This is a genomic window from Streptomyces glaucosporus, from assembly GCF_039533345.1.
Taxonomy (GTDB): domain Bacteria; phylum Actinomycetota; class Actinomycetes; order Streptomycetales; family Streptomycetaceae; genus Streptomyces; species Streptomyces glaucosporus.
Genome location: NZ_BAAATJ010000004.1, coordinates 133,053 through 153,608, shown reverse-complemented (window position 1 = coordinate 153,608; position 20,556 = coordinate 133,053). Strand labels below are relative to the sequence as shown.

The 20,556-nt window shown below is 75.1% G+C and carries 17 protein-coding genes and 4 pseudogenes; 13 read left to right on the top strand and 8 right to left on the bottom strand.

Annotation, left to right across the window (positions count from 1 at the left end):
• Window positions 1-825: 825 nt before the first annotated feature.
• From ABD358_RS06750 to ABD358_RS28390, 3 genes and pseudogenes are all read left to right on the top strand, one after another.
• The gene (locus ABD358_RS06750; protein WP_344629926.1) at window positions 826-1,281 is read left to right on the top strand and encodes a helix-turn-helix domain-containing protein; all 456 of its coding nucleotides are present in this window, start codon (window positions 826-828) and stop codon (window positions 1,279-1,281) included.
• 769 nt (window positions 1,282-2,050) lie between these two features.
• Window positions 2,051-2,317, top strand: coding sequence for a DUF6545 domain-containing protein (locus tag ABD358_RS28395; RefSeq protein ID WP_425576268.1), 267 nt, complete (start codon window positions 2,051-2,053; stop codon window positions 2,315-2,317).
• 138 nt (window positions 2,318-2,455) lie between these two features.
• Window positions 2,456-2,587, top strand: a pseudogene (locus ABD358_RS28390) (hypothetical protein); the annotation flags it as partial.
• Between the two features lie 44 nt (window positions 2,588-2,631).
• On the opposite strand, the gene ABD358_RS06745 reads toward ABD358_RS28390, so the two are convergent.
• From ABD358_RS06745 to ABD358_RS06735, 3 genes are all read right to left on the bottom strand, one after another.
• Complete coding sequence (locus ABD358_RS06745; protein WP_344629925.1) at window positions 2,632-3,672, bottom strand: MerR family transcriptional regulator; 1,041 nt, start codon at window positions 3,670-3,672, stop codon at window positions 2,632-2,634.
• Between the two features lie 6 nt (window positions 3,673-3,678).
• Window positions 3,679-4,347, bottom strand: coding sequence for a HEAT repeat domain-containing protein (locus ABD358_RS06740; RefSeq protein WP_344629924.1), 669 nt, complete (start codon window positions 4,345-4,347; stop codon window positions 3,679-3,681).
• A gap of 114 nt (window positions 4,348-4,461) precedes the next feature.
• Complete coding sequence (locus ABD358_RS06735) at window positions 4,462-6,276, bottom strand: flavin-containing monooxygenase (protein ID WP_344629923.1); 1,815 nt, start codon at window positions 6,274-6,276, stop codon at window positions 4,462-4,464.
• 198 nt (window positions 6,277-6,474) lie between these two features.
• On the opposite strand from ABD358_RS06735, the gene ABD358_RS06730 reads away from it, so the two are divergent.
• Window positions 6,475-7,536 carry an SDR family NAD(P)-dependent oxidoreductase gene (locus ABD358_RS06730; protein ID WP_344629922.1) on the top strand — a complete coding sequence of 354 codons (1,062 nt, stop codon included), beginning with the start codon at window positions 6,475-6,477 and terminating at the stop codon, window positions 7,534-7,536.
• Window positions 7,537-7,656: 120 nt separating this feature from the next.
• Window positions 7,657-7,809, top strand: a pseudogene (locus ABD358_RS06725) (SMP-30/gluconolactonase/LRE family protein); the annotation flags it as partial.
• Between the two features lie 12 nt (window positions 7,810-7,821).
• Here the strand turns inward: ABD358_RS06725 and ABD358_RS06720 are convergent.
• The 3 genes from ABD358_RS06720 to ABD358_RS06710 all read right to left on the bottom strand — a co-directional run bounded on the left by ABD358_RS06720 (window position 7,822) and on the right by ABD358_RS06710 (window position 10,897).
• Window positions 7,822-8,466: a TetR/AcrR family transcriptional regulator gene (locus tag ABD358_RS06720; protein WP_344629921.1), complete on the bottom strand. Its 645-nt coding sequence runs from the start codon at window positions 8,464-8,466 to the stop codon at window positions 7,822-7,824.
• A gap of 138 nt (window positions 8,467-8,604) precedes the next feature.
• A complete protein-coding gene (locus ABD358_RS06715) occupies window positions 8,605-9,804 on the bottom strand; it encodes an NAD(P)/FAD-dependent oxidoreductase (protein ID WP_344629920.1) in 1,200 nt (399 codons plus the stop codon).
• Window positions 9,805-9,952: 148 nt separating this feature from the next.
• Window positions 9,953-10,897: an RNA polymerase sigma-70 factor gene (locus ABD358_RS06710; RefSeq protein WP_344629919.1), complete on the bottom strand. Its 945-nt coding sequence runs from the start codon at window positions 10,895-10,897 to the stop codon at window positions 9,953-9,955.
• A 138-nt stretch (window positions 10,898-11,035) separates the two neighbouring features.
• Here ABD358_RS06710 and ABD358_RS06705 point away from each other — a divergent pair, with 138 nt between their 5' ends.
• From ABD358_RS06705 to ABD358_RS06695, 3 genes are all read left to right on the top strand, one after another.
• Window positions 11,036-11,992: a GlxA family transcriptional regulator gene (locus ABD358_RS06705; protein WP_344629918.1), complete on the top strand. Its 957-nt coding sequence runs from the start codon at window positions 11,036-11,038 to the stop codon at window positions 11,990-11,992.
• Between the two features lie 99 nt (window positions 11,993-12,091).
• Window positions 12,092-13,090 carry a type I glyceraldehyde-3-phosphate dehydrogenase gene (gene gap, locus ABD358_RS06700; RefSeq protein WP_344629917.1) on the top strand — a complete coding sequence of 333 codons (999 nt, stop codon included), beginning with the start codon at window positions 12,092-12,094 and terminating at the stop codon, window positions 13,088-13,090.
• Window positions 13,091-13,327: 237 nt separating this feature from the next.
• Window positions 13,328-13,732, top strand: coding sequence for a VOC family protein (locus ABD358_RS06695; RefSeq protein ID WP_344629916.1), 405 nt, complete (start codon window positions 13,328-13,330; stop codon window positions 13,730-13,732).
• 372 nt (window positions 13,733-14,104) lie between these two features.
• Here the strand turns inward: ABD358_RS06695 and ABD358_RS06690 are convergent, their stop codons facing one another.
• A complete protein-coding gene (locus tag ABD358_RS06690) occupies window positions 14,105-14,998 on the bottom strand; it encodes an NADP-dependent oxidoreductase (protein WP_344629915.1) in 894 nt (297 codons plus the stop codon).
• A gap of 70 nt (window positions 14,999-15,068) precedes the next feature.
• Between ABD358_RS06690 and ABD358_RS06685 the strand changes: the two genes are divergently transcribed.
• Together ABD358_RS06685 and ABD358_RS06680 are read left to right on the top strand one after the other, a co-directional pair.
• A complete protein-coding gene (locus ABD358_RS06685) occupies window positions 15,069-15,656 on the top strand; it encodes a TetR/AcrR family transcriptional regulator (protein WP_344629914.1) in 588 nt (195 codons plus the stop codon).
• Between the two features lie 185 nt (window positions 15,657-15,841).
• Window positions 15,842-17,734 (top strand): SMI1/KNR4 family protein, encoded by a 1,893-nt coding sequence (locus tag ABD358_RS06680; protein ID WP_344629913.1) that lies wholly within the window; start codon window positions 15,842-15,844, stop codon window positions 17,732-17,734.
• Window positions 17,735-17,814: 80 nt separating this feature from the next.
• On the opposite strand, the gene ABD358_RS06675 is transcribed toward ABD358_RS06680, so the two are convergent.
• The gene (locus ABD358_RS06675; RefSeq protein ID WP_344629912.1) at window positions 17,815-18,609 is read right to left on the bottom strand and encodes an alpha/beta fold hydrolase; all 795 of its coding nucleotides are present in this window, start codon (window positions 18,607-18,609) and stop codon (window positions 17,815-17,817) included.
• Window positions 18,610-18,956: 347 nt separating this feature from the next.
• Here ABD358_RS06675 and ABD358_RS06670 point away from each other — a divergent pair, with 347 nt between their 5' ends.
• The 3 genes and pseudogenes from ABD358_RS06670 to ABD358_RS06655 all read left to right on the top strand — a co-directional run.
• Entirely contained in the window at window positions 18,957-19,349 is a 393-nt protein-coding gene (locus tag ABD358_RS06670; protein ID WP_344629911.1) for a MerR family transcriptional regulator, read from the top strand.
• Window positions 19,350-19,437: 88 nt separating this feature from the next.
• Window positions 19,438-19,733: pseudogene (locus ABD358_RS06665) on the top strand (hypothetical protein); the annotation flags it as partial.
• Between the two features lie 288 nt (window positions 19,734-20,021).
• Window positions 20,022-20,438: pseudogene (locus ABD358_RS06655) on the top strand (transposase); the annotation flags it as partial.
• Window positions 20,439-20,556: the final 118 nt, after the last annotated feature.

The window sequence follows — 20,556 nt, the reverse complement described above, 5'->3', positions numbered from 1 at the left end:
GGATCGCGCCCTCGGGTCGCGCAGTCGGCTCCGGTTCCCCGCGCCGGTGCTCCGGCCCCGCCCGAGTCGTGGTCCGCTCGATGCCGTCCGCCTGCGTGCGGGGCGGCACGCCACGGATCCGAGCGTTCCCGCGGTCAAGCGCGACCCGTCGCCGTGCCGCGGACGGACGGCGGACGGACGGGGAACGAGGAGAGCCCCGACCGGACGGGGGAATCACGGTCGGGGCGGTCGGTGGTGGGCGCGGATGGCGGTCGCCTCTCGGCGAGGGGCTCCACAGGGCTTCAGCCGAACGATCGTCCCTGTGGGCCATAGGTGAGGCCCGGGGACACTGTCCCATCCGCGCCCACGGTCGGTTCAACCGGAAAGCACCGCCGGGTGTTCCCCGGCTTGCCCCTGTTCAGGGTGATCTGCATCACTTCGCTCCCGATCGCGCAGGGCCGCAGCCGGCCGGCTCCGCGTCCGCGGAGGGGATGCGGGGGAGCGCGAGGGAGCGCGGGGGAACGCGGACGGCGCCGGGAGCGTGACAGGTCCCGCGCGGGCGCGTGGTGTTCGAGCCTGGTCGGGCCTCGCCGGCGACCGTGGCCGACGGTATGCCGGCCCGAGTCCTCACGGGGCACGGAGTCGGACGGCGAGCGGATGGCCGGGACGACCGGTCCGTGCGGCGTCCGCACGCCGGGCGCCGGCGTGTCCCCGTCGGCCGGTGCTGCCGCTGGCAGGCGAGCCGACCGGAGCAGTCGATTAACTAAAGTTAATGTTCCCGACGACGAATCTGGCGCACCGGACACGCAGCGTCAACTCACCGTGACGGGATCCCAGGAGAGCGCCGTGCCCGCAGAACCCACGGAGCCGATGGACACCTTCGCCGCACGCCTGAACCACCTGTTCGAGACGGTGCACCCACCGGACCGGGGACCGTACTCGAACCAGGAGGTCGCCGACCTGCTGCGGAAACGCGGCGGCGAGACCGTCTCCCACGTCTACCTGTGGAAACTGCGCACGGGACGGGCCGCCAACCCCTCCCGGAGACAGCTGGAGACCCTCGCGGGCTTCTTCGGCGTGCCCGTCGGCTACTTCTTCGACGACACCACCGCCGCACGGGTCGACGCGGAACTGGAGATCGTCCGGCAGTTGCGCGACAGCGGGGTGCAGCGGGTCGCCACCCGGGTCGCCGGCCTGTCGCCCCAGAGCCTGGAGCAGGTCCTGGCCGCCATCGAGGAGATCCGCCACCGCGAGGGCCTGGACTCCGAATCCGGCGGTGAGGCCACGGAGGACAGCCCATGAGGATCGGGGACTTCCCCCAGCGGGACAGCCGCCGCTTCGTCCGCGGCCTCGGCCTGCCACCGGCGGACAGCGTCCGGGACCTGATGCCCGCCGTCGAGGAGCGGACCGGCCGCCCCATCCGCCTGCTGCCCGCCGTCGCGGGCACCGGCCGGGGCCTGAGCGGCATGTGGATCCGGACCGCCGGCGCCGACTACGTCTTCGTCCACCCGGAGACCGGCCTGTTCCACCAGGACCACATCATCGCGCACGAACTGGGGCACATCCTGCGCGACCACCGGGGAGGGGCGACGTCCGGGCCGGCGGATCCCGTCACCGCCCGGCTGTTGCCCACGCTCGACCCGGCGGTGGTGCGGACGATGCCGGGCCGCACCGACTACGAGCACCGCGACGAGCAGGAAGCCGAGCTGATCGGCTCCTACCTCCAGCAGCACGTCCACCGCCGCCCTGCCCGCCGCCCCGCCGACCGCGTGGCACAGACGCTGCTGCGTCCCGGGGAGGTAGACCGTGCAGCAGCTCCTCCACCCCATGTGCCTGGCCCTGGCCGCCGCCGGCTTCCTGCTCCTGCTCTGGCCGCCCGGGCGCCTGCGCCGCGACCGCGCCCTGAGCGCTCTCGCCGGGGTCTACGGCTTCTCCGCCCTCTCGTCCCTGGTGTCGCTGGAGCCGGTCTGGCGGGTACTGGACGACCTCACCGGCCGCCCCCCCACCGGCATCCTCGCCGCCTTCGGCTCCGTGGTGGCCCTGCTGGCGCTCCAGCCGGCCGTCCTCGCCCATTGGGAGCTGCCGCCGGAGAAGGCCCGGCGAAGGTCCCGCCGCTCGCCGCGCCGAACTGGCCGCCGCCGTCACCGCCGACCAGCTCCGCGCCGCGCTGGCCGCCCACCGGTCCGGCGAAACCCCCCAGGACCCGGCCGGGTACGCCGACACCACAGCCCGCGAGGAGCTGCGCACCCCGGACGACGACGTCCGCGCACTGCTGCGCATCGCCGCCCACTTCACCACCGCCGACGCCGGAAAGGACACCTCCCCTTCATGGACCTGACGCGTCTGTCCGCAGCCGAGCAGCTGGACGCGCTGAACCGCGGCAGGGTCTCCAGCCGCGAGCTGACCACCGCGCACCTGGACCGCATCGAGCGCCACCCGGAGTACAACGCGGTCGTCACCGTCGACGGCCGGCGTCGCGGGCCTGCCCGCGGCCACCGTCCCGCTGGGGGAGACCCCCGAAGGGCTGCCGCTGAGCGTCCAGCTCATCGGCCCCCACCTGGCCGACCGCACCGTCACGCACCTGGCCGGGCTGCTGGGCCGAGGCTGACCGCCGGCCTCCGGGGCGGCCCCTTCCCGGGCCGGGCGGGCCCGTCACCGTGCGCCGCGCATCCCCAGGACGTAGGCCGCGGTGAGCGCGACGGCGCGGTCCTCGTCGTGCGACAGCTCCGCGAGGGCGCGTGCCGCCGTGGCTCCGGGGATGTCCGCGAGCGCCTGTGTCAGCCGCCGGCGTGCGGACGCCCCGAGGGCGCCGCGGGCGAGACGGTCGACGAGCCCGGCGGCGATCCGCTCCGCCGTCCCGGGACGGCTCGCCAGCGCGCTCAGCGCGTCGGCCGCGTCGACGTCGTTGGTCCCCCCGACGACCATGTCGACGAGCGCCGGGACCGCGTCGTCCGCTCCGCGTGCCCCGAGCTCCAGGGCCGCGCACCCGCGGACCGCGGTGTCGGGGTCGGCGAGGGCGTCCCGCAGCAGTGCGGTCGCCTCGTCCCCCGGGATCTCGGCGATGGCCCGGACGGCACGGTTCCGCACTTCGGCCACCGGTGAGCGAAGGCCCTCCGCCAGCAGCGCCAGTCCGCCGCCGCCCGACTGCGCCAGGGCCCACCGGAGGGCTCCGGCGGCGTTCGGGTCCGTCTCGTTCAGCGCCGCCTCGACCAGTGCCTCCACCGGCGCCGACCCCCCTCCGGCCGGGGACCCCGGGGACCCCGGGGACCCCGGGGACCCCGAGAACAGGGCCGCGCGCTGGCGCCTCCCGGCGCTCTCCGATCGCAGCGCCCGGAGGAGCGCGGCGGTGCGGAGGACGTCCTCCCAGCCGTCGGGTTCCGCGGCGCCGATCCGGTGGAGCCGGGTGAGCAGTTCCGTCTCGGCCGCGATGCGTTCCCGCGTCCGGCGGACGAGGTCGCCGACGAGTTCCGAGGGCGTGAAGGCGGGGTCGTCGAGGGCGCGCCCGACCTCGCGCAGCGACAGCCCCAGCGACCGCAGGCTCTCGATGTGGAAGATCCGCCGGATGTCCTCGCCGGAGTACTCGCGGTAGCCGGCGCCGGTACGGCCCGTCGGCCGCACCAGGCCCAGCGACTCGTAGTGCCTGAGCATGCGGGCGCTGACCCCGGACCGCCGTGCCACCTCACCGATCAACACCGTCTGTCATCCCTCCCGGCCGTCCGTACCGAGGGCCAGGATGCGCTTCGCCTCCTCGATCGCGAACTCGGATCCGGCATCCGGATCGCGCCGCAGCCGTTCCGTGGCCGCCGCGTGCGCGCGCACGCGGGGGTCGGGGTCGGTCGCCGCGGCGCGCAGGAGCGGCAGGATCGCCTCGCCGAGCGCGATCAGCGCCCGGCTGAGGCTCAGCCGCGTCTCGCGTCCGCCGCGCCCGAGCTGCGTCGACAGCACCGCGGCCAGCGCGGGCTCCTCCCCCTCGGGCACGAGCGCGACCGCCGCCCGCCAGGCGGCCCGCGCCACCTCGTCGTCGGCGTCGGTCAGGAGCTCCCGGGTGATCGCCGGCCACGCCCGCCGGTCCCCGGTCTTGGACAGTGTGTGCAGCGCCTGGCTCCGTGCCCGCGCCCGCTCCGAGCGGAGTTCGCCGAGCAGCCGCGGGACCGTCGCCGACGCCGGGTGGCGGATGAGTGCCCAGGTGAGCATCTCGCGCACGGGGAACTCGGGTTCGACCGCGCACCGTTCGACGAGCCTGTCGACGAACCGCGGGTCGGGGGCCGTGCCGGCCGCCAGCGCGGCCCGCAGCCGCACCGACGGGTCGCCGTCCTCCAGCCCCCTGAGGGCTCGCATCGCTTCCGTGTCCTGTTCCGGCATGGTCATCGGGACCACCTCCCGGCCCCAGGGAAGACCTTGCCACCGTGTCAAGGTCAAGCGGCGCCGCCCGCCGTGCTCCCGTCCGGGCGCGGTGGGCGGCGCCGCTCCCGCCGCGCGGGGTCAGGCCGGGGCGGCGGCCCTGGCCCGGAGGACCTCGCCGATGCTCTCCTCGCGCCAGCGGCGCAGGAGGTCGTGGAAGGCGACGGCTCCGTGCGGGTAGGCGGTGGGTCCGTTCGGGCGGCCGCGGCCCTCGCGGTTGTAGTAGCCGGGGGTGCATTCGGCGTGGAACCACTCGTGGTCGGGGGCGCCCTGCGCGCAGACGGCGAGCCAGGCGTCCTCGGCCTCGCGGGTGGGCTCGATGACGGCGCCCTTCTCCTCCGCGGCGGCGACCAGGGCCGCGGCGTGCACGGCCTGCTCGTCGAGGATGTGCGTGAAGTTGACGCTGCTGGCGTTCTGCAGCGAGCCCATCTGGACGAGGTTGGGGAACCCGTTGCTGGTGAAGCCGTGGAGGGTGCGCGGGCCCCGCCGCGCCCACGCGTGGAGGAGCTGGACGCCGCCCCGGCCGGTCACGGGCAGCTTCCCGGAGGTGATGCCGGAGACGCCGACGGAGAAGCCGGTGGCGAAGATCAGGCAGTCGACCTCGTACTCCACTCCGCCCACGACGACGCCGCGTTCGGTCATCCGCTCGATGCCGTGGGTGTCGGCGGTGTCCACGAGGGTGACGTTGTCCCGGTTGAACGCGGGCAGGTACGTGTCGGAGAACGTGGGCCGCTTGCACGCGTACCGGTACCAGGGCTGGAGGGCCGCGGCGGTGGCGGGATCGGCGACCTCGGCGGCCACGCGCTCGCGGATCCGGTTCATCGTGGCGTGGTCGGCGGCCTCGTAGGCGGCCTCGAAGTCCGGTTCGCCGTCGCGGCGGAAGCTGGGCAGGAGCTTCTCCAGCAGGGCGGCCGACGCCGTCCAGCCGTCGTTCACCAGGTCCCGGTCGGCGTCCTCCCCTGAGACGATCCGCAGGAAGTTCTCGCGGCGTTCGGCGGCCCAGCCCGGGCGGTCCGCGCCGACCTCCCGCGGTGTGGTGCGCCGCTGGCCGCGCACGTCCACGGTGGAGGGGGTGCGCTGGAAGACGTACAGGTGCCCGGCGTCCTCGGCCAGCATCGGGACGACCTGCACGCCGGTGGCGCCGGTGCCGACGACGCCGACCCTCTTGCCCGCCAGGCCCGTCATACCGCCCTCGGGGCCGCCGCCGGTGTACTCGTAGTCCCAGCGGGAGGTGTGGAAGGTGTGGCCCCGGTAGTCCTCGATGCCGGGGATGCCGGGGAGTCTGGGCTCCGAGAGGGTGCCGGTGGCGGTGATGACGTAGGTGGCGCGGAACTCGTCGCCGCGGTCGGTGGCGACCACCCACTGCTCGGCGGGCTCGTCCCAGGTCAGGGAGGTGACGGCGGTGGAGAACAGGGCGTGCTCGTACAGGCCGGAGCGCTCGGCTATGCGCACCGCGTGCCGGCGGATCTCCTCGCCCGGGGCGTACTTCCACTCGGGCACGTAGCCGGTCTCGTCGAGCATCGGCAGGTAGACGTGCGACTCGATGTCGCAGTGGATGCCCGGGTAGCGGTTCCAGTACCAGGTGCCGCCGAAGTCGCCGCCCTTCTCGACGACGCGCACCTTCGCCACGCCCCGCTGCCGCAGGCGCGCGCCCGCCAGGATCCCGCCGAACCCGCCGCCGACGATCGCGACGTCCACCGTGTCGCGCAGCGGTTCGCGTTCCGCCGGCCCGTCGGTGTGGGGGTCGGCGGCGAAGTAGCCGAACTCCGCGTCCGCGGCCCGGTACTGGCCGGGGCCCTCGGGGCGTACGCGGCGCTCCCGCTCGGCGCGGTAGCGCTCGCGCAGGGCGGCGGTCTCCTCGGGGGTGGGCGGGTTGTCGCACTGCGGCAGGGTCATGCGGCGGATTCCTCTCGTGGGGGACGTGCACCGGGCGCCGTGCGGGGTGTGGCCGGTGCCCTCGCCGGGCGTCCCGCACGGTCACGGGTACCGTACCCCAGTAGCCGGACACTGTTGTCCGGTTCTGGTGCGGAGCCCCGCCCACGCGGCCCCGCCCCGGGCACCGAACCCCGAGCACTGCGACCCGAAAGGCCCCCGATGCCGAACCTCACCCCCGCCTCCCCGCTGCGCGACTGGCTGGCGGACCCCGTCGCCGGGCAGGTCCTGCGCGGCCTGCCGGCCGCCCAGGGCCAGAGCGAGCAGGCCCTCGCCCCCGCCCTCGGCCTGCCGCTGGAGCAGCTCGTGAAGATGTCCGGCGGGAAGTTCCCGCCCGAACTCGTGGACGCGCTGGTCACCGCCGCCGAGACCGGCCGGGTCCCCGAGGGCCTGCCCACCGCTCCCCCGGCCGGCGCCGCCCCGGCCGGGGAACCCGGCCCCGGCGCCGGGGTCGGCGCCCCCGAGCCGTGGACCGAGCAGGTCACGCCCGGCCGCTTCGACGGCCAGACCGCCGTCGTCACCGGCGCCGCCTCCGGCATCGGCAGGGCCGTCGCCTCCCGGGTGGTGCGCGAGGGCGGGCGCGTGGTCGCCGTCGACGTCTCCGCCGACGGCCTCGCGGCGCTCGCCGCCGAGCTGGGCGGGAACGTCGTGACCGTCGCCGCCGACATCACCGCGCCCGAGTCCGCCGACGCCGTCCTGGCCGCCGCGGGCGGCCGTGTGGACGCCCTGGCGAACGTCGCGGGCGTGATGGACGACGACGCCGCCGTGCACGAGGTCGACGACCGGATCTGGGAGCGCGTCATGCGCGTCAACGTCGACGGCCCCATGCGCCTGATGCGCGCCGTCGTCCCCGGCATGCTCGCCGCGGGCGGCGGCCGGATCGTCAACGTCGTCTCCGAGGCCGCCCTGCGCGGCTCGGCGGCCGGCGCCGCCTACACCACCTCCAAGCACGCCCTGGTGGGCCTGACGAAGTCCTCGGCCTACCAGTACGCGGGCACGGGCGTGCAGGTCAACGCCGTCGCCCCGGGCGCGGTGGCCACCGGCATCCAGGTGCCCGGCGCCGCCCCGTACGGCTCGTCCCGCACCGCGCGGATGCGCGTGGCGATCCCCGGCCTGGCCACGGCCGAGGAGCTGGCCGCCTCGATCACGTTCCTGCTCAGCAGGGACGCGGTGAACATCAACGGCGCGATCCTGCCCTCCGACGGCGGCTGGTCGGCCGCCTGACGTCCCGCCGGCCGGGTCCCTCCGGCCGGTCGCCGCGGCCGGGGGAACCCGGCCCCGCGCGCCCGGCGCCACGGCCGGGAGCGCGCCCCCGCACGTCTTCCGCACACCCCCGCGTCCGGACCGGAGGACGCCAAGGGCCTGGAGTCGGCGACCAACGTCGCGATCACCCCGGGCGGCAGGACGGCGTACATGACCGTCAGCGGCCCCGACGGCGGTTACGTCTACCGGTTCACCGCGCCGGGCAAGGGCATCCGCCAGTCCAACGGCGGCTGACGGCCGCCCCGGTCACACCCCGTCGGCCGTCCCGGCCGGCCGCACCGGCCCCACCCCGATGCCGAGCAGACGCCAGGCCGCCAGGGCCAGGCGCTCCCGCTCCGCCGGGGTGGGGCCGCCGGCGACGACGCCGGAGACCATCGCGACGGCGAGCATCACGTCGTCGGCGGACAGGCGGTGCCCGGCGGGCAGGTGCCCGGCCAGGACGCTCCGGACGCGTCCGGCCAGCGTGCGGGCGTACTCGTCGGCGTGCAGGCGCAGCAGGTCGACGAAGGCCGTCGAGCGGGTCAGCTGCCAGGTGACCACGCCCAGGAGGCTCTCCAGATCCGCGCCCGGCTCGGCGGCCGCCTCCTCGATATGCCGGACGTTCTCGTCCAGGACCGCGGAGGCCAGCGCGACCCGGTCGGCGAAGTGCCGGTAGAGACTGCCCTGGCCCACCCCGGCGCGGCGTGCGACGGCGGACAGCGGGGCGTTCAGCCCCTGCTCGGCGAAGACCTCGCGGGCGGCGGCGACGAGGGCGGCCCGGTTGCGGGCCGCGGCCCGCGGCCCCTCGTTGGCGGGGCGGCCGGACCCGGCCGTGCCGCCGCGGCCGCTTTGCGCGGCGGACGCGTCCCGGGCGGCCGGCCGCGGATCCTGTGGCCCGGTGGGGTTGGTCATCCTGGCAGCGTAGTACGGGTGGTACGGGCGCGCGGCGCGCCCGCCCGGCAGCTCGCCGCCCGTCCGGGCGCGGGCCGGATCCCCGGGCCGGCGGTGGAGGGGCGCCCCGGGTCGCGGGCGCCCGCTCCGCCGCACCGGTCAGGCCGCGGTCCCGACGGCCCGGCCCGTCCGCGCCGCCTCCCGTACGACGCGGCGGCGGCGGACCGGCAGGCCGAGGGTCGGGTGGGCGACGCCCCAGGCCGCGCCCTTGCAGACCAGCTCCTTGTAGACGGCGGCGAACCGGCCGGTCAGGGCCGCGCGGACGGACCGGTCGTCGGCGGTGACGTACTGGATCAGGCCCTCCCCGCGGCCCAGCGAGACGCACTGGTTGAAGTAGCGCAGCGGTGTGCTGGGGAGCTTCCCGCCGGTCAGGCGTGCCGCGATGGCGTCGGCGGCCTGCCAGGCGGTGGGGACACCCGTGGCGCACGACATCCGCAGCGGCCTGCCGCCGGGACCCGTCGCCATGGCCGCGTCGCCGATGGCGTACACGTCCGGGTGCGAGACCGAGCGCATGGTCCCGTCGACCACGATCTGCCCCGTGGCGCCGGTCTCCAGGGTGGTGGCCCGCGCGATCGGGTGGACCGCGAAGCCGGTGGTCCACACGGTGACCGCGGCCGGGACGGTCCTGCCGTCGGCGGTGGTGACGCGGTCGGCCCCGACGGCGGTGACGGCGGCGTGCTCGTGCACGGTGACGCCGAGCCCGCCGAAGACCTTCCGCAGATGGGCGCGGCCCCTGTCCGAGAGCCAGTCGCCGAGACCGCCGCGGGTGACGAGGGCGACGGCCAGGTCCGGGCGGGCCTGGGCGATCTCGGCGGTGGCCTCCAGGCCGGTGAGGCCGCCGCCGACGACGGCCACGGCCTGGCCGGCGTCCAGGCCGGCCAGGCGCTCGCGCAGCCGGAGCGCCCCGGGCCGGCTCGCGAGCTCGTGGGCGTGCTCGGCGGCGCCGGGGACGCCCTGGTCGCTCCAGCCGCTGCCGAGGGCGTACACGAGGGTGTCGTACTCCAGCTCCCCGGCGCCGCCGTCCGCGTCCTCGACGGTCACGGTCCTGCGGTCGGCGTCGACGCCGGTGACCCTCGCGAGCCTCAGCTCGACGCCGGTGCCCGCGAACATCTCGCCGAGGGGCCGCGGCCTCAGGTCCTGGCCGGCCGCGAGCTGGTGCAGCCGGACGCGCTCGACGAAGTCGGGCTCGGCGTTGACGAGGGTGATGGCGACGTCGTCGCGGTGCAGCCGCCTGGCGAGACGACCGGCCGCGACGGCTCCGGTGTATCCGGCGCCGAGGACGATGATGCGGTGCTTCATTCTCTGCTCCTGTCTGCGCGGTTCCGCCCCTTGAACCGGGCGGCGCGCCGTTTCCTGACAGGAGCGCGGTGTGACGCGGCTCACACCGCGGCCGGAAGTGCTCCCACCGGGTCCGGGAGCCCGGGTCCGGGAGCGCTTCCGGTCGCGGTCAGAAGGCGCGGAACAGGGGCTCCCCGTGATCGCCGGCGGCCCACACCTCGGTCGCGCGTCCGAGCTTGTCGGGGTTGACCTGGTTGCGGATCGCGGCGATGCCCCCGGCGGTGACCTCCAGGCACATGACGCCGACGACCCGGCCGTCGACGACCGCCACGACGGCGGGGCCGCCGTTGGCGGTCGTGATGTGGACCTCGGGCGAGCCTCCGACCAGGGCGCGCTTGGCCGGTGCGGGCTTGAACAGGCCCCGCACGAACTTCGCCACCGCGAGAGCGCCCTCGAACGGCCTGGCGCGGGCCGGGACCTTCCCGCCGCCGTCGCCGACCGAGACGGCGTCGGCCGTGAGCAGCCGCACGAGCGGCTCGGTCCTCCCGCTGGTGGCGGCCGCCAGGAACTCCTCGGCGATCCGCCGGGCGGCGGCCTCGTCGATCTCGGCGCGGGCCCGGCCGTCCGCGATGTGCTTCCTGGCGCGGTGGAGGAGCTGCTGGCTGGCGGCCTCGGTGAGGCCGAGGATCCCGGCGATCTCCCGGTGCGAGTAGTCGAAGGCCTCCCGCAGCACGTACACCGCCCGCTCGTTGGGCGACAGCCGCTCCATGAGGGTGAGGACCGCGTACGAGACCGACTCGCGCTGCTCGGCGGTGTCGGCCGGGCCGAGCATCGGGTCCCCGGCGAGCAGCGGTTCGGGGAGCCACTGGCCCACATAGGTCTCGCGCCGCGCGCGGGCCGAGGCGAGCTGGTTGAGGCACAGGTTGGTGAGCACCTTCGTCAGCCAGGCCTCGGGGACCTCGATGCGCTCGGCGTCGGCGGCCTGCCAGCGCAGGAAGGTCTCCTGCACGGCGTCCTCGGCCTCGCTCGCGGAACCGAGGAGGCGGTACGCGATGGCCCCCAGGCGGGGCCTCGCGGCCTCGAACCGGTCCACGTCCTTCGCGGTCAGCGGCATGACCCGGATCCTAACGAGCCCGTGCGCGGCCGGCGGGACGCGGGTGCACGACGGGCCGCCGGGGAGGGCGGGGCCGGGACCGCGGCCGGCGCGGAGGGGGGAAGGCCCGCGCCGCGCGCCCCTCGTACCCTGTCCCCCGTGCCGTCCCCCCGTCTGCGCCGCGTCGCCGTCCTCGTGCTCGAGGGCGCCAAACCGCTCGACGTGGGCATCCCCGCGCAGGTGTTCACGACCCGGGCGAGCATGCCGTACGAGGTGCGGGTGTGCGGCGCGGCGCCCGGTCTGGTGACCGGCGGCGACGGCCTGTCCTACCACGTCGCCCACGGCCTGGACGCGCTCGCGTGGGCCGACCTCGTCTTCATCCCCGGCTACCGGTTCCCGGACCGCGACGACCCGCCGCCGGCCGTCGTCGACGCGCTGCTCACCGCCCACGGCCGGGGCGCGCGCCTCGCCGCCATCTCCACGGGCGCCTTCGCGCTCGCCGCCACCGGCCTGCTCGACGGCAGGCGCGCCACGACGCACTGGCACTACGCGCGGGCGCTCGCGGCGAAGCATCCGCTGGTCCGGGTCGACGAGAACGTCCTGTTCGTCGACGAGGGCAGTGTGCTGACGTCGGCCGGCGCCGCCTCGGGCATCGACCTGTGCCTGCACGTCCTCCGCGGCGACCTCGGGGTGGCCGCGTCCAACCACGCGGCCCGGCGGCTGGTCGCGGCCCCCTACCGCAGCGGCGGGCAGGCGCAGTTCGTGCCGCGCAGCGTGCCCGAGCCGCTCGGCGAGCGGTTCGCCGCCACCCGCGAGTGGGCGCTGCGCCGGCTCGGCGAGCCCCTCACCCTGAAGGACCTCGCCCGGCACGCGGCGGTCTCGCCGCGCACGTTCTCGCGGCGCTTCGTCGAGGACACGGGGTACACGCCGATGCAGTGGGTCATGCGCGCCCGCGTCGACGCGGCCCGGGAGCTGCTGGAGCGTTCGGAGCGGAGCGTCGAGCAGATCGCCGCCGACGTCGGCCTGGGCACCGGCGCGAACCTGCGGCTGCACTTCCAGCGCATCCTCGGCACCACCCCGAGCGAGTACCGGCGCGCCTTCACCCGGGGCACGTAGCCGGCCGCCTGGCACGATCCTTGCGAACCGTGGCGCTCGCGCCGCGGTCACGGGCGGGCGCGGCGCGCGACGCTGGTGGCGGCAGAAAGGACACCGCCCATGACTCGCATCGCCATCAACGGTTTCGGCCGCATCGGACGCAATGTGCTGCGCGCGCTGCTCGAACGCGACAGTGGCCTGGAGGTCGTCGCCGTCAACGACCTCGCGGAGCCCGCCGCCCTCGCCCGGCTGCTCGCCTACGACACGACGGCCGGCCGGCTCGGCCGCCCGGTGACCGCCGACGGGGACGCCCTCGTCGTCGACGGCCGCCGCATCGCGGTCCTCGCCGAGCGCGAGCCGGCGCGGCTGCCGTGGGGCGAACTCGGTGTGGACGTCGTGCTGGAGGCGACCGGCCGGTTCACGTCGGCCAAGGCCGCCCGCGCGCACCTCGACGCGGGCGCCCGGAGAGTGCTCGTCGGCGCGCCGTCGGACGGCGCCGACGTCACCCTCGCCTTCGGCGTCAACACCGACGCCTACGACCCGGCCGCGCACACCATCGTCTCGAACGCCTCCTGCACGACCAACGCGCTCGCGCCGCTGGCCGCGGTGCTGGACGAACTCGCCGGCATCGAGCACGGCTTCATGACGACGGTGCACGCCTACACGCAGGAGCAGAACCTGCAGGACGGTCCGCACCGCGACGCCCGGCGCGCCCGCGCCGCCGCCGTCAACATCGTGCCGACCACGACGGGCGCCGCCAAGGCGATCGGCCTGGTGCTGCCGAACCTGGACGGAAAGCTGTCGGGCGACTCGATCCGCGTGCCGGTTCCGGTGGGCTCGATCGTCGAACTCAACACGACCGTCGCCCGCGAGGTGACGCGCGACGACGTGCTGGCGGCGTACCGCGCCGCGGCGGAGGGGCCGCTCGCCGGCATCCTGGAGTACTCGGAGGACCCGCTGGTGTCGTCCGACATCACCGGCAATCCGGCCTCGTCGATCTTCGACTCGGCCCTCACCCGGGTCGACGGCCGCCACGTCAAGGTGGTGGCCTGGTACGACAACGAGTGGGGCTTCTCCAACCGCGTGATCGACACGCTCGAACTCCTCGCCGCGCACTGAGCCGCGCCGCGCACCGTCCGGGCGTCCGGCCGGACGCCCCGCGTGTCCGACCGTCGCCCGTTCCCGGCCCGGCCCGGCAACGGGTGGCGCTCAGTGGCCGAAAAGGTTCCCTTCCCCGGAAGACGCCTCGACGGCGTGGGCGCCGCTGTCTAGGCTCACGGGCACGCATCGCGTGTCGGTCACCGGCTGGGTGAGGCATGGAGGTGCCGTGAGGTGCCTTACGGAGGCATTCCACACATGTCAGTCGAGTTGAATCACACCATCGTCCATGCGCGGGACAACCGGGAGTCGGCCGAGTTCCTGGCGCACATCCTGGGACTCGAGGTCGGGACCGAGTGGGGCCCGTTCATTCCCGTGTCCACCGGCAACGGGGTCACCTTGGACTTCGCCGCCATTCCGGCGGAGTCGATCGTCACGCAGCACTACGCGTTCCTCGTCTCCGACGAGGAGTTCGACGCGGCCTTCGCGCGTATCCGGCAGGCCGGGATCACGTACTACGCCGATCCGCAGCTGAAGCAGCCCGGAGAGATCAACCACCATCACGGTGGGCGCGGCCTGTACTTCACGGATCCGGCCGGGCACGGCATGGAGATCATCACGCGGCCCTACGGCAGCCACCAGGAGCAGCCGACGGCACCGTGAGGCGGTGGCAGGCCGGGGCAGTCCCCGGCCTGCCCTGACCTGCCGCTCCGTCGCGGGGCTCGACCGCCTTGGGCTGCCCGCGCGGTTCAGCCTGCCGGTGACCGTGTGCGATCGCCGGGGACGTACCGGCTCCAGGCACCGCCGGGTCCCGTTCCGGAGCCGGGCGGTGGTCCCGTCATGGCGGCCGGGAGCGTCCGCCACGACGGGGCGGGCGGCCCGCGGGGCGGGCGCTGCCGGAGCGGGCCGCGGCCGTGCGGGTCCCGCGCGTTGCCGGCGGGCCGCCGACCACCGTCGGTGTCGCGGTCGGGCCGCGCGGACGCCGCTGTTCGAGGGGCGTGGTTCGCCGGGCCGCGCGACCGCGCGGGAAACGGCTCAGACGACCACGACCCGGCGCCCGCGCGTGTGACCGGCCCGGCTGTCGATGTGCGCCGCCGCGGCCCCGGCGAGCGTGTACGACTTCGCGACCGGGATGCGGAGCCTTCCCCGCGAGATGAGACGGGCGGCCTCGGCGAGCGCCTCCGTCATGCTCCCGGCCACGTTGGAGAACCGGGCGCCGAACTCCGGTGCGCCGAGGTCGGCGATGGAGACCACCTTCCGCGGATCGCCGGTCAGCTCGACGAGTTCGCGGATCACACCCGAGCCGGCCAGGTCGAGCGCCGCGTCGACACGGCCGAGCCGCCGCACCCGCTCGGCCCAGCCCTCGCCGTACGTCGTGGCGAGGGCGCCCAGGCCGCGCAGATAGTCCTGGTTCCCGGCCCCGGCCGTACCGATCACCGTGATGCCGCGGTCTCGGGCGATCTGCAGCACCGCCGACCCGACTCCCCCGGACGCCCCGCTGACCAGCAGCGTCTGCCCGGGCCGCACACCGACCTCGCGGATGACGCGCAGCGCGGTCTCCATCACGGAGGGGTAGCCGGCCGCCTCTTCGAACGTCAGGCCCTCGGGCATGCGGGCCCAGGCCGACAGCACGGCGAACTCGGCGTAGGTGCTCGACCCCCCGCCGAACACGTGGTCGCCGATCTCGACCCCTTCGACGCCCTCGCCGATCTCGTCCACCACCCCGGAGGCGTCCTGCCCGACTCCGGTGGGCAGCTCGATCGGGCTGATCTCCTGCATCTGGCCTTCACGGATCCTCCAGTCGACGGGGTTCACGCCCGCCGCCCGCACGGCGATGCGCACCTGGCCGGGGCCCGCGTGGGGCTCCTCGGCGTCTATGAGTCGCAGAACGTCCGGACCGCCGAACTCGGCGAAGCTCACCTTCTTCATGCCGCCGACCGTAACACTAACAGTTAGTTTTCGAAAACGGTTCCACTTTTGCATTTGGTAGCGTGAGCACATGACCGTGCAGCCCGGACGCCGTGAACGCAAGAAGGCCGCAACCCGCCGGAAGATCGCCGACACCGCCCTGCGGCTCTTCCTGGAGCGCGGGTACGACGCGGTGGGCATCCGCGACGTGGCCGCCGAGGCCGATGTGGCCGTCACCACGGTCTTCTCCCACTTCGCCTCGAAAGAGGCCCTGGTGTTCGAGCAGGACGAGAACTTCGAGCAGCGCCTCACGCAGGCGGTCACGGGCCGGGCGCCGGACGAGCCGCTCGTCCCCGCGCTGCGCCGCGAGATCCACGCCCTGGTGCGGCACTGCACGACGGACGAGGCCGCCCCGGTCTGGCGCATGGTCGACGAATCCCCCGCCCTGCGGGAGTACGAGCAGTCGGTGCGGCTGCGCCACGCGGAGTCGCTGGCGGCGGCCATCGCCGACGACCTCGGCCTGCCGCGGCCCACGACGGCCTGCCGGGCGATCGCGAGGTTCGCGGCCGACGCCTACTCGCTGGCCCGTGAGGCGGACGATCCGGAGGCCGCGGTGGACGAGGTCTTCCGGATGATCGAGGCCGCCTGGGAGGCCGCCGGCCCTCCCCGGCGCGCGTGAGGAACCGTTCCCCGGGCAGGACGGGGCCGGCCGGGACGGGGAGCCCCGTCCCGCCGGCCGGGACCGTCCCGACTCCCGGGCGCGGCGTTCGGCCCGCCCCCCCGTTCTCCGTTCCCCGTTCCTCTGGCGCCGCCCCCGGGCCGGCGCGGAGGGCACTGTCGGTGGCGGGTGACAGCATCGGGCGCATGACGGACACCACGGCTTTCGACTGGCGGTCCTTCCTGCGCGGATGGAGCGGTGAGTGGGCGGACTCCCTGACGGGCGGTGAGGTGCGGGACGAGGACGACGAGGCCGCGCGGCAGGCGCGGTGGCTGGGGTTCCCGCCCGCGCCAAAGGAGCGGATCGCGGCCATGGAGGAGCGCCTCGGCCGGCGGATGCCCCCGTCGTACCGGGAGTTCCTCAAGGTCAGCGACGGGTGGCGGCACGCGGGCGGATTCGTGCGGCTGCTGGCGGGGACCGAGGACGCACGCTGGCACGAGAACGAGTCGGAACTCGCGGACATGGCCGAGGAGCACCTGGACGAGGACGCCGGGCCCGAGGAGCGGTGGGAGGCGGACATCTGGCGGCGCGGGCTGCAACTCGACGTGGAGTCCGACTCCGTCCACGTCCTGATGGACCCCGAGGACGTGGACGAGGACGGCGAGTGGGCCGTGTACACGTGGGCGAGTTGGCGGGCCGCGCCACCGGAGCGGCACGCGAACTTCCTGGAGTTCATGCGGGAGATGCACCGAGAGTTCCACAGCCTGCGGGCGCACCGGGGCGGTGGAGGGCCGGCGTCCGCCGACGACACGACGCGGAAGTCGGACGCGCTGCTGGAGGAGGCCCGGCGGGAGGCGCTGCGCGGCGGCTGGGAACGGGCCCGGGAGGCGCTGGACGAGGCCGAGAGGTACGGCAGTCCGCGGGCCGCCGGGCTGGACGACCAGATACGCCGCCTGCTCGGGCAGACCTCCGGGGTGTACTTCGAGGGCCTGGTGACGGACCCGCGGTACGCGCCCGAGCTGCTGCCGCCGGTGGTGGCCGAGCACGCGGCCCACTCGTACCGGAGCGACTCCACACTGATGCTCTACCTGCGCGACGCCGACGACGAGGTGGTCGCGCTGACCCGCACGATGCTCGACCAGGTGCGGAACGGCACGTACCGCTACACGGCGGGGGGATTGTTCGGGGAGGCGGTCGACCGGGCGCGGGAACTGGCGCGGTGGGGGGACACCGACGGGGCGTGGCGGGCCCTGATGGACGCGCTGCCGCTGTGGGAGCCGCTGGGGCCGGATCACCTGGTACCACTCGGGTGGGTGGCCGACCCCCTGCTCGGGCCGCTGCTGACCCCGGAGCGGGGCCGCGAGCTGCTGTCCACGCCGAGGGGCGGGCGGACGGGCGAGGCGCCGGAGCCGGCGGCCGGGCTCGATCCGGGCGGCCTGGCGTGGCTGGCGGAGCCGGATCCGGGCGGCAACCGCACGACGTACCGGTTCGTCCTGGTGGAAGGGGTGGGGCCCGAGGAACTGCCCGCGCGCCTCGCGGACGGGCAGGACGCGGCGCTCAGCGAGCCCCTGACCTTCTGGGAGGCGCGCAGCAGGATGCTGGACGGCCGGATCGTGTTCTCGTCCCTCGACGACAGGGCGCTCGTGGCGGTCGGCCGGGCCGGGAACGGGTGGAGCTTCGCCTTCGACGGCGACCCCGCCCCGTTCAACCGGCAGCGGCTCCTCTCCCCGGCCGCCGCCGCCTGCGCGGGTACCCGCGCGGTGGTGGTGTGGAGCGGCCTGAGGTCGTGGTACGGGGAACCCTTCTTCCACCTGTCGGTGGCGCAGGACGGCGCCGAACGGTACGCGTTCACCTTCGCGGACGGAGAGGTCCGCCGGAACGGGGAGATACCGCAGGCGCTGGACCCGGACCGGTTCTTCCACGCCCCGGGGGACGCCGCCGAGGCGGAACGGCCGCTGCTGGAGGCGGTGGCCGCGGAGTTCGGGGTCTCCCTTCCGCGCCACGCCGTCGTCAACGGGCGGCTGCACACGTTCACCACCCGCTCCTGGACACGGCCGCCGAGAGACGGCGAGAGGTACGCGGTGCTCCAGCTGGGATGAGAAGCCGCGGGCCCGGCGGACGGACGGTGTTCCCCGTGCGCCCCGCCGGGCCGCTGTCGGCCCGGCGGGGCGGGCCGCCGTCAGACGTGGACGTCGCGGAGGAAGTCGCAGATCAGGGCGGCCCACTCCCCGGGCCGCTCGACGAACGGGAGATGTCCGGTCGCGATCTCGGCGTAGCGCGCCCCGGGGATGGCGTCGGCGAGCTGCCGGTGGTGGTACGGGGTGACGAGCTGGTCGAGCGTGGTGGAGACGACGAGCGTCGGCACGGCGAGCGCGGGGAGGTCGGCCCGGACGTCGGCGTGGTCGACGAGCAGGTCGAGGTGTTCCGGTGTGCCGGGCGGGATGGTGGCGGCGGTGGTCCCGACGGCGGTGTCGAGGTCGTCCTGGGCCATGGCGTCCAGGGCCGGGGAGCCGAGACCCAGCAGGCACAGGAAACCGGCCAGGCGCTCCGGGTCGCCCGCGCGGAGCAGGTCGCGCCACAGCCGGACCGCCAGCAGGAGCCGCGGGTTGGGACGGGCGAAGCCCGCGGTGAGGACCAGGGCGGTGACGCGGTCGGGGTGGCGGGTGGCGGCCCGGACGGCGACCGTGCTGCCCAGCGAGTACCCGGCGACGGCGAAGGTCTCCAGACCCTCCTCGACGGCGGTGGCGACCAGTTCGTCGGCCAGGGCGTCGAGGGTGAGCGGTGTGTCGGAGCGCTCGGTGCGGCCGGTGCCCGGGTAGTCCGGTCCGACGACGGTGTGCCGTGCGGCCAGCGCGTCCATGACGGGACCGTAGTTGGCGTCGATCCCTCCGCCGGCGCCGTGGGCGAGCAGCAGACCCGGGCCGCTGCCGCGCACCACGCGGCCGAGGCTGGACGTGGGCAGGACGGTGGACATGTCTTCCTCTCCTTCGGTTTCGGGCAGCGGAGGGTCACCGCCGGGCGGTGGTTGCGGCGGTGCGGTGTCCGCGGGCGGTTGCGGCCGGGGTCACGGTGCCGCGCCGGACGCGGCGCCGACGGCTCGGCGGCCGGCGGTGGGCAGTGCGGGCCGGGCCGCTGCGGCAGCGGCCCGGCCGTGACCCGCACGGTGGTGCCCACGGCGGGCACGCGTGCGGCGGGTGGCCGCCCGGCGCGGATCGGCCGGAAAGGGAACCTCGGTCGCCGAGGGCACGGGGCCGGTGGTCATGTCCGGAACGCTAAAGTCTCACATTGGTGTGAGAGTCAAGGCGGTGAGGTGCAGATCACATGCGCATCAAGGAGATGGCCGACCGCACCGGGGTGAGCGAGCGGCTGCTGCGCTACTACGAGGAGCAGGGCCTGCTCACCCCGGCGAGGCTGCCGAGCGGCTACCGGGTCTACAGCGACGCCGACGTGGACACGGTCCGGCACATCCGCACCCTGCTCGCGGCCGGCCTGACGACCGCCACCATCGCCCGGGTCCTGCCGTGCGTCCGCGACGACGGCCCGGGCCTCGCGCCCGTGTGTCCCGGCCTAGTGGCGGAACTGCGCCAAGAGCGCGAGCGCATCGCACGCGCGATCGAGGACCTGCGGGCGTCGCAGGGCATGCTCGACACGATCATCGGCGCCGGCCCGGCCGGCACCGCCACGCCGACCCGGCAGCCGGTGCCGGAAGGCTGACGCGGGCCGCGCCCCGGCGGCCGGACCAGGCCCCCTCCCAGGACCTCGCGCACCGGGACCGCAAGGGGGGAGCCGGGGGGAGCCGGTCATGGACAGCGGCGGGAACAGCACGCACGAGGGGCTCACGGCCGAGGAGCGGCCGCGATGAAGGGCCGCGCCCGGGAGCTGAAGGCGTCCGCGCGCCGCGGCTCGCGCGCGGACAAGACGGCGCGGGCGGAGCGGGACGTGCTCGCGGAGATCGCCGAGATGCGGGACTCGGACCGGGCCATGGCCGAGCGCGTCCATGCCGTCGCCACGGCCTGCGCCCCGGACCTCGCGCCGAAGCCCTGGTACGGGATGCCCGCCCACGCGCCGGACGGCAAGGTCGTCTGCTTCTCCCAGAGCAACGAGGTCGAGCGGACCATCAGCCGTCTCAAGAACTCCCGCGCGGTCGCGCCCCGGTATGACAGACGGTCCTACGTCTTCCACGGCACGGTCACCGCAGCAGCGATCCGCTTATGCCTCCGCCCATGATCCGCCGGGCCGGCTCACGGCGACGACCAAGCTGCTAGCGCTCTGACCGGGAAGGTTCGCCGGGTCGGCGGTTTCAGCGGTTGGATGTCCGAAGACGTCTGATCCGACCGTTGGGGGTGTGGTGGCTGAGCCTGTCCGTGTGCGCAGGTTGACCGACGGGGCGCCAACCGGCACAGCAAGGGAGCCGACAACACCCTGGCCGCGCTGAGGTCGATCCGCGCGGCTCGCCCGGATGGCGCCCCGATCTACGTCATCCTGGACAACCTGTCCGCCCACAAGGGCGAAAAGATCCGGCGCTGGGCAAAGAAGAACCGCGTCGAGCTGGGCTTCACTCCCACCTACGCGTCCCGGGCCAATCCCATCGAGGCCCACTTCGGCCCGCTGCGCCAGTTCACCATCGCCAACTCCCACCACCCCAACCACACCGCACAGACCCGGGCTCTCCACGCCTACCTGCGATGGCGCGATGTGAACGCCCGCCACCCCGATGTCCTCGCGGCTCAGCGCCGCGAACGCGCCCGGATCCGCAGCGAAAAGGGCATCCGCTGGGGCGGCAGACCAGCCCTCGCCTCGTGATCGAACAACTCGGCTAACGTTGTCGGGCATTGCTGCCACGCTTGACGGAGCGACGAGAGGGACGCGCACCGGGTCGGGCGCGATCACGGTGGACCTATCCGGTCGCACGGCGAAAGAC

Bases quoted from the DNA above. Each gene is read 5' to 3' on its own strand.
- ABD358_RS06735 (WP_344629923.1), bottom strand. From the start codon at position 6,276: ATGACCCTGCCGCAGTGCGACAACCCGCCCACCCCCGAGGAGACCGCC.
- ABD358_RS06695 (WP_344629916.1), top strand. From the start codon at position 13,328: ATGTCAGTCGAGTTGAATCACACCATCGTCCATGCGCGGGACAACCGG.
- ABD358_RS06690 (WP_344629915.1), bottom strand. From the start codon at position 14,998: ATGAAGAAGGTGAGCTTCGCCGAGTTCGGCGGTCCGGACGTTCTGCGA.
- ABD358_RS06680 (WP_344629913.1), top strand. From the start codon at position 15,842: ATGACGGACACCACGGCTTTCGACTGGCGGTCCTTCCTGCGCGGATGG.
- ABD358_RS06710 (WP_344629919.1), bottom strand. From the start codon at position 10,897: ATGCCGCTGACCGCGAAGGACGTGGACCGGTTCGAGGCCGCGAGGCCC.
- ABD358_RS06670 (WP_344629911.1), top strand. From the start codon at position 18,957: ATGCGCATCAAGGAGATGGCCGACCGCACCGGGGTGAGCGAGCGGCTG.
- gap (WP_344629917.1), top strand. From the start codon at position 12,092: ATGACTCGCATCGCCATCAACGGTTTCGGCCGCATCGGACGCAATGTG.
- ABD358_RS06675 (WP_344629912.1), bottom strand. From the start codon at position 18,609: ATGTCCACCGTCCTGCCCACGTCCAGCCTCGGCCGCGTGGTGCGCGGC.
- ABD358_RS06715 (WP_344629920.1), bottom strand. From the start codon at position 9,804: ATGAAGCACCGCATCATCGTCCTCGGCGCCGGATACACCGGAGCCGTC.
- ABD358_RS06685 (WP_344629914.1), top strand. From the start codon at position 15,069: ATGACCGTGCAGCCCGGACGCCGTGAACGCAAGAAGGCCGCAACCCGC.
- ABD358_RS06720 (WP_344629921.1), bottom strand. From the start codon at position 8,466: ATGACCAACCCCACCGGGCCACAGGATCCGCGGCCGGCCGCCCGGGAC.
- ABD358_RS06730 (WP_344629922.1), top strand. From the start codon at position 6,475: ATGCCGAACCTCACCCCCGCCTCCCCGCTGCGCGACTGGCTGGCGGAC.
- ABD358_RS06740 (WP_344629924.1), bottom strand. From the start codon at position 4,347: ATGACCATGCCGGAACAGGACACGGAAGCGATGCGAGCCCTCAGGGGG.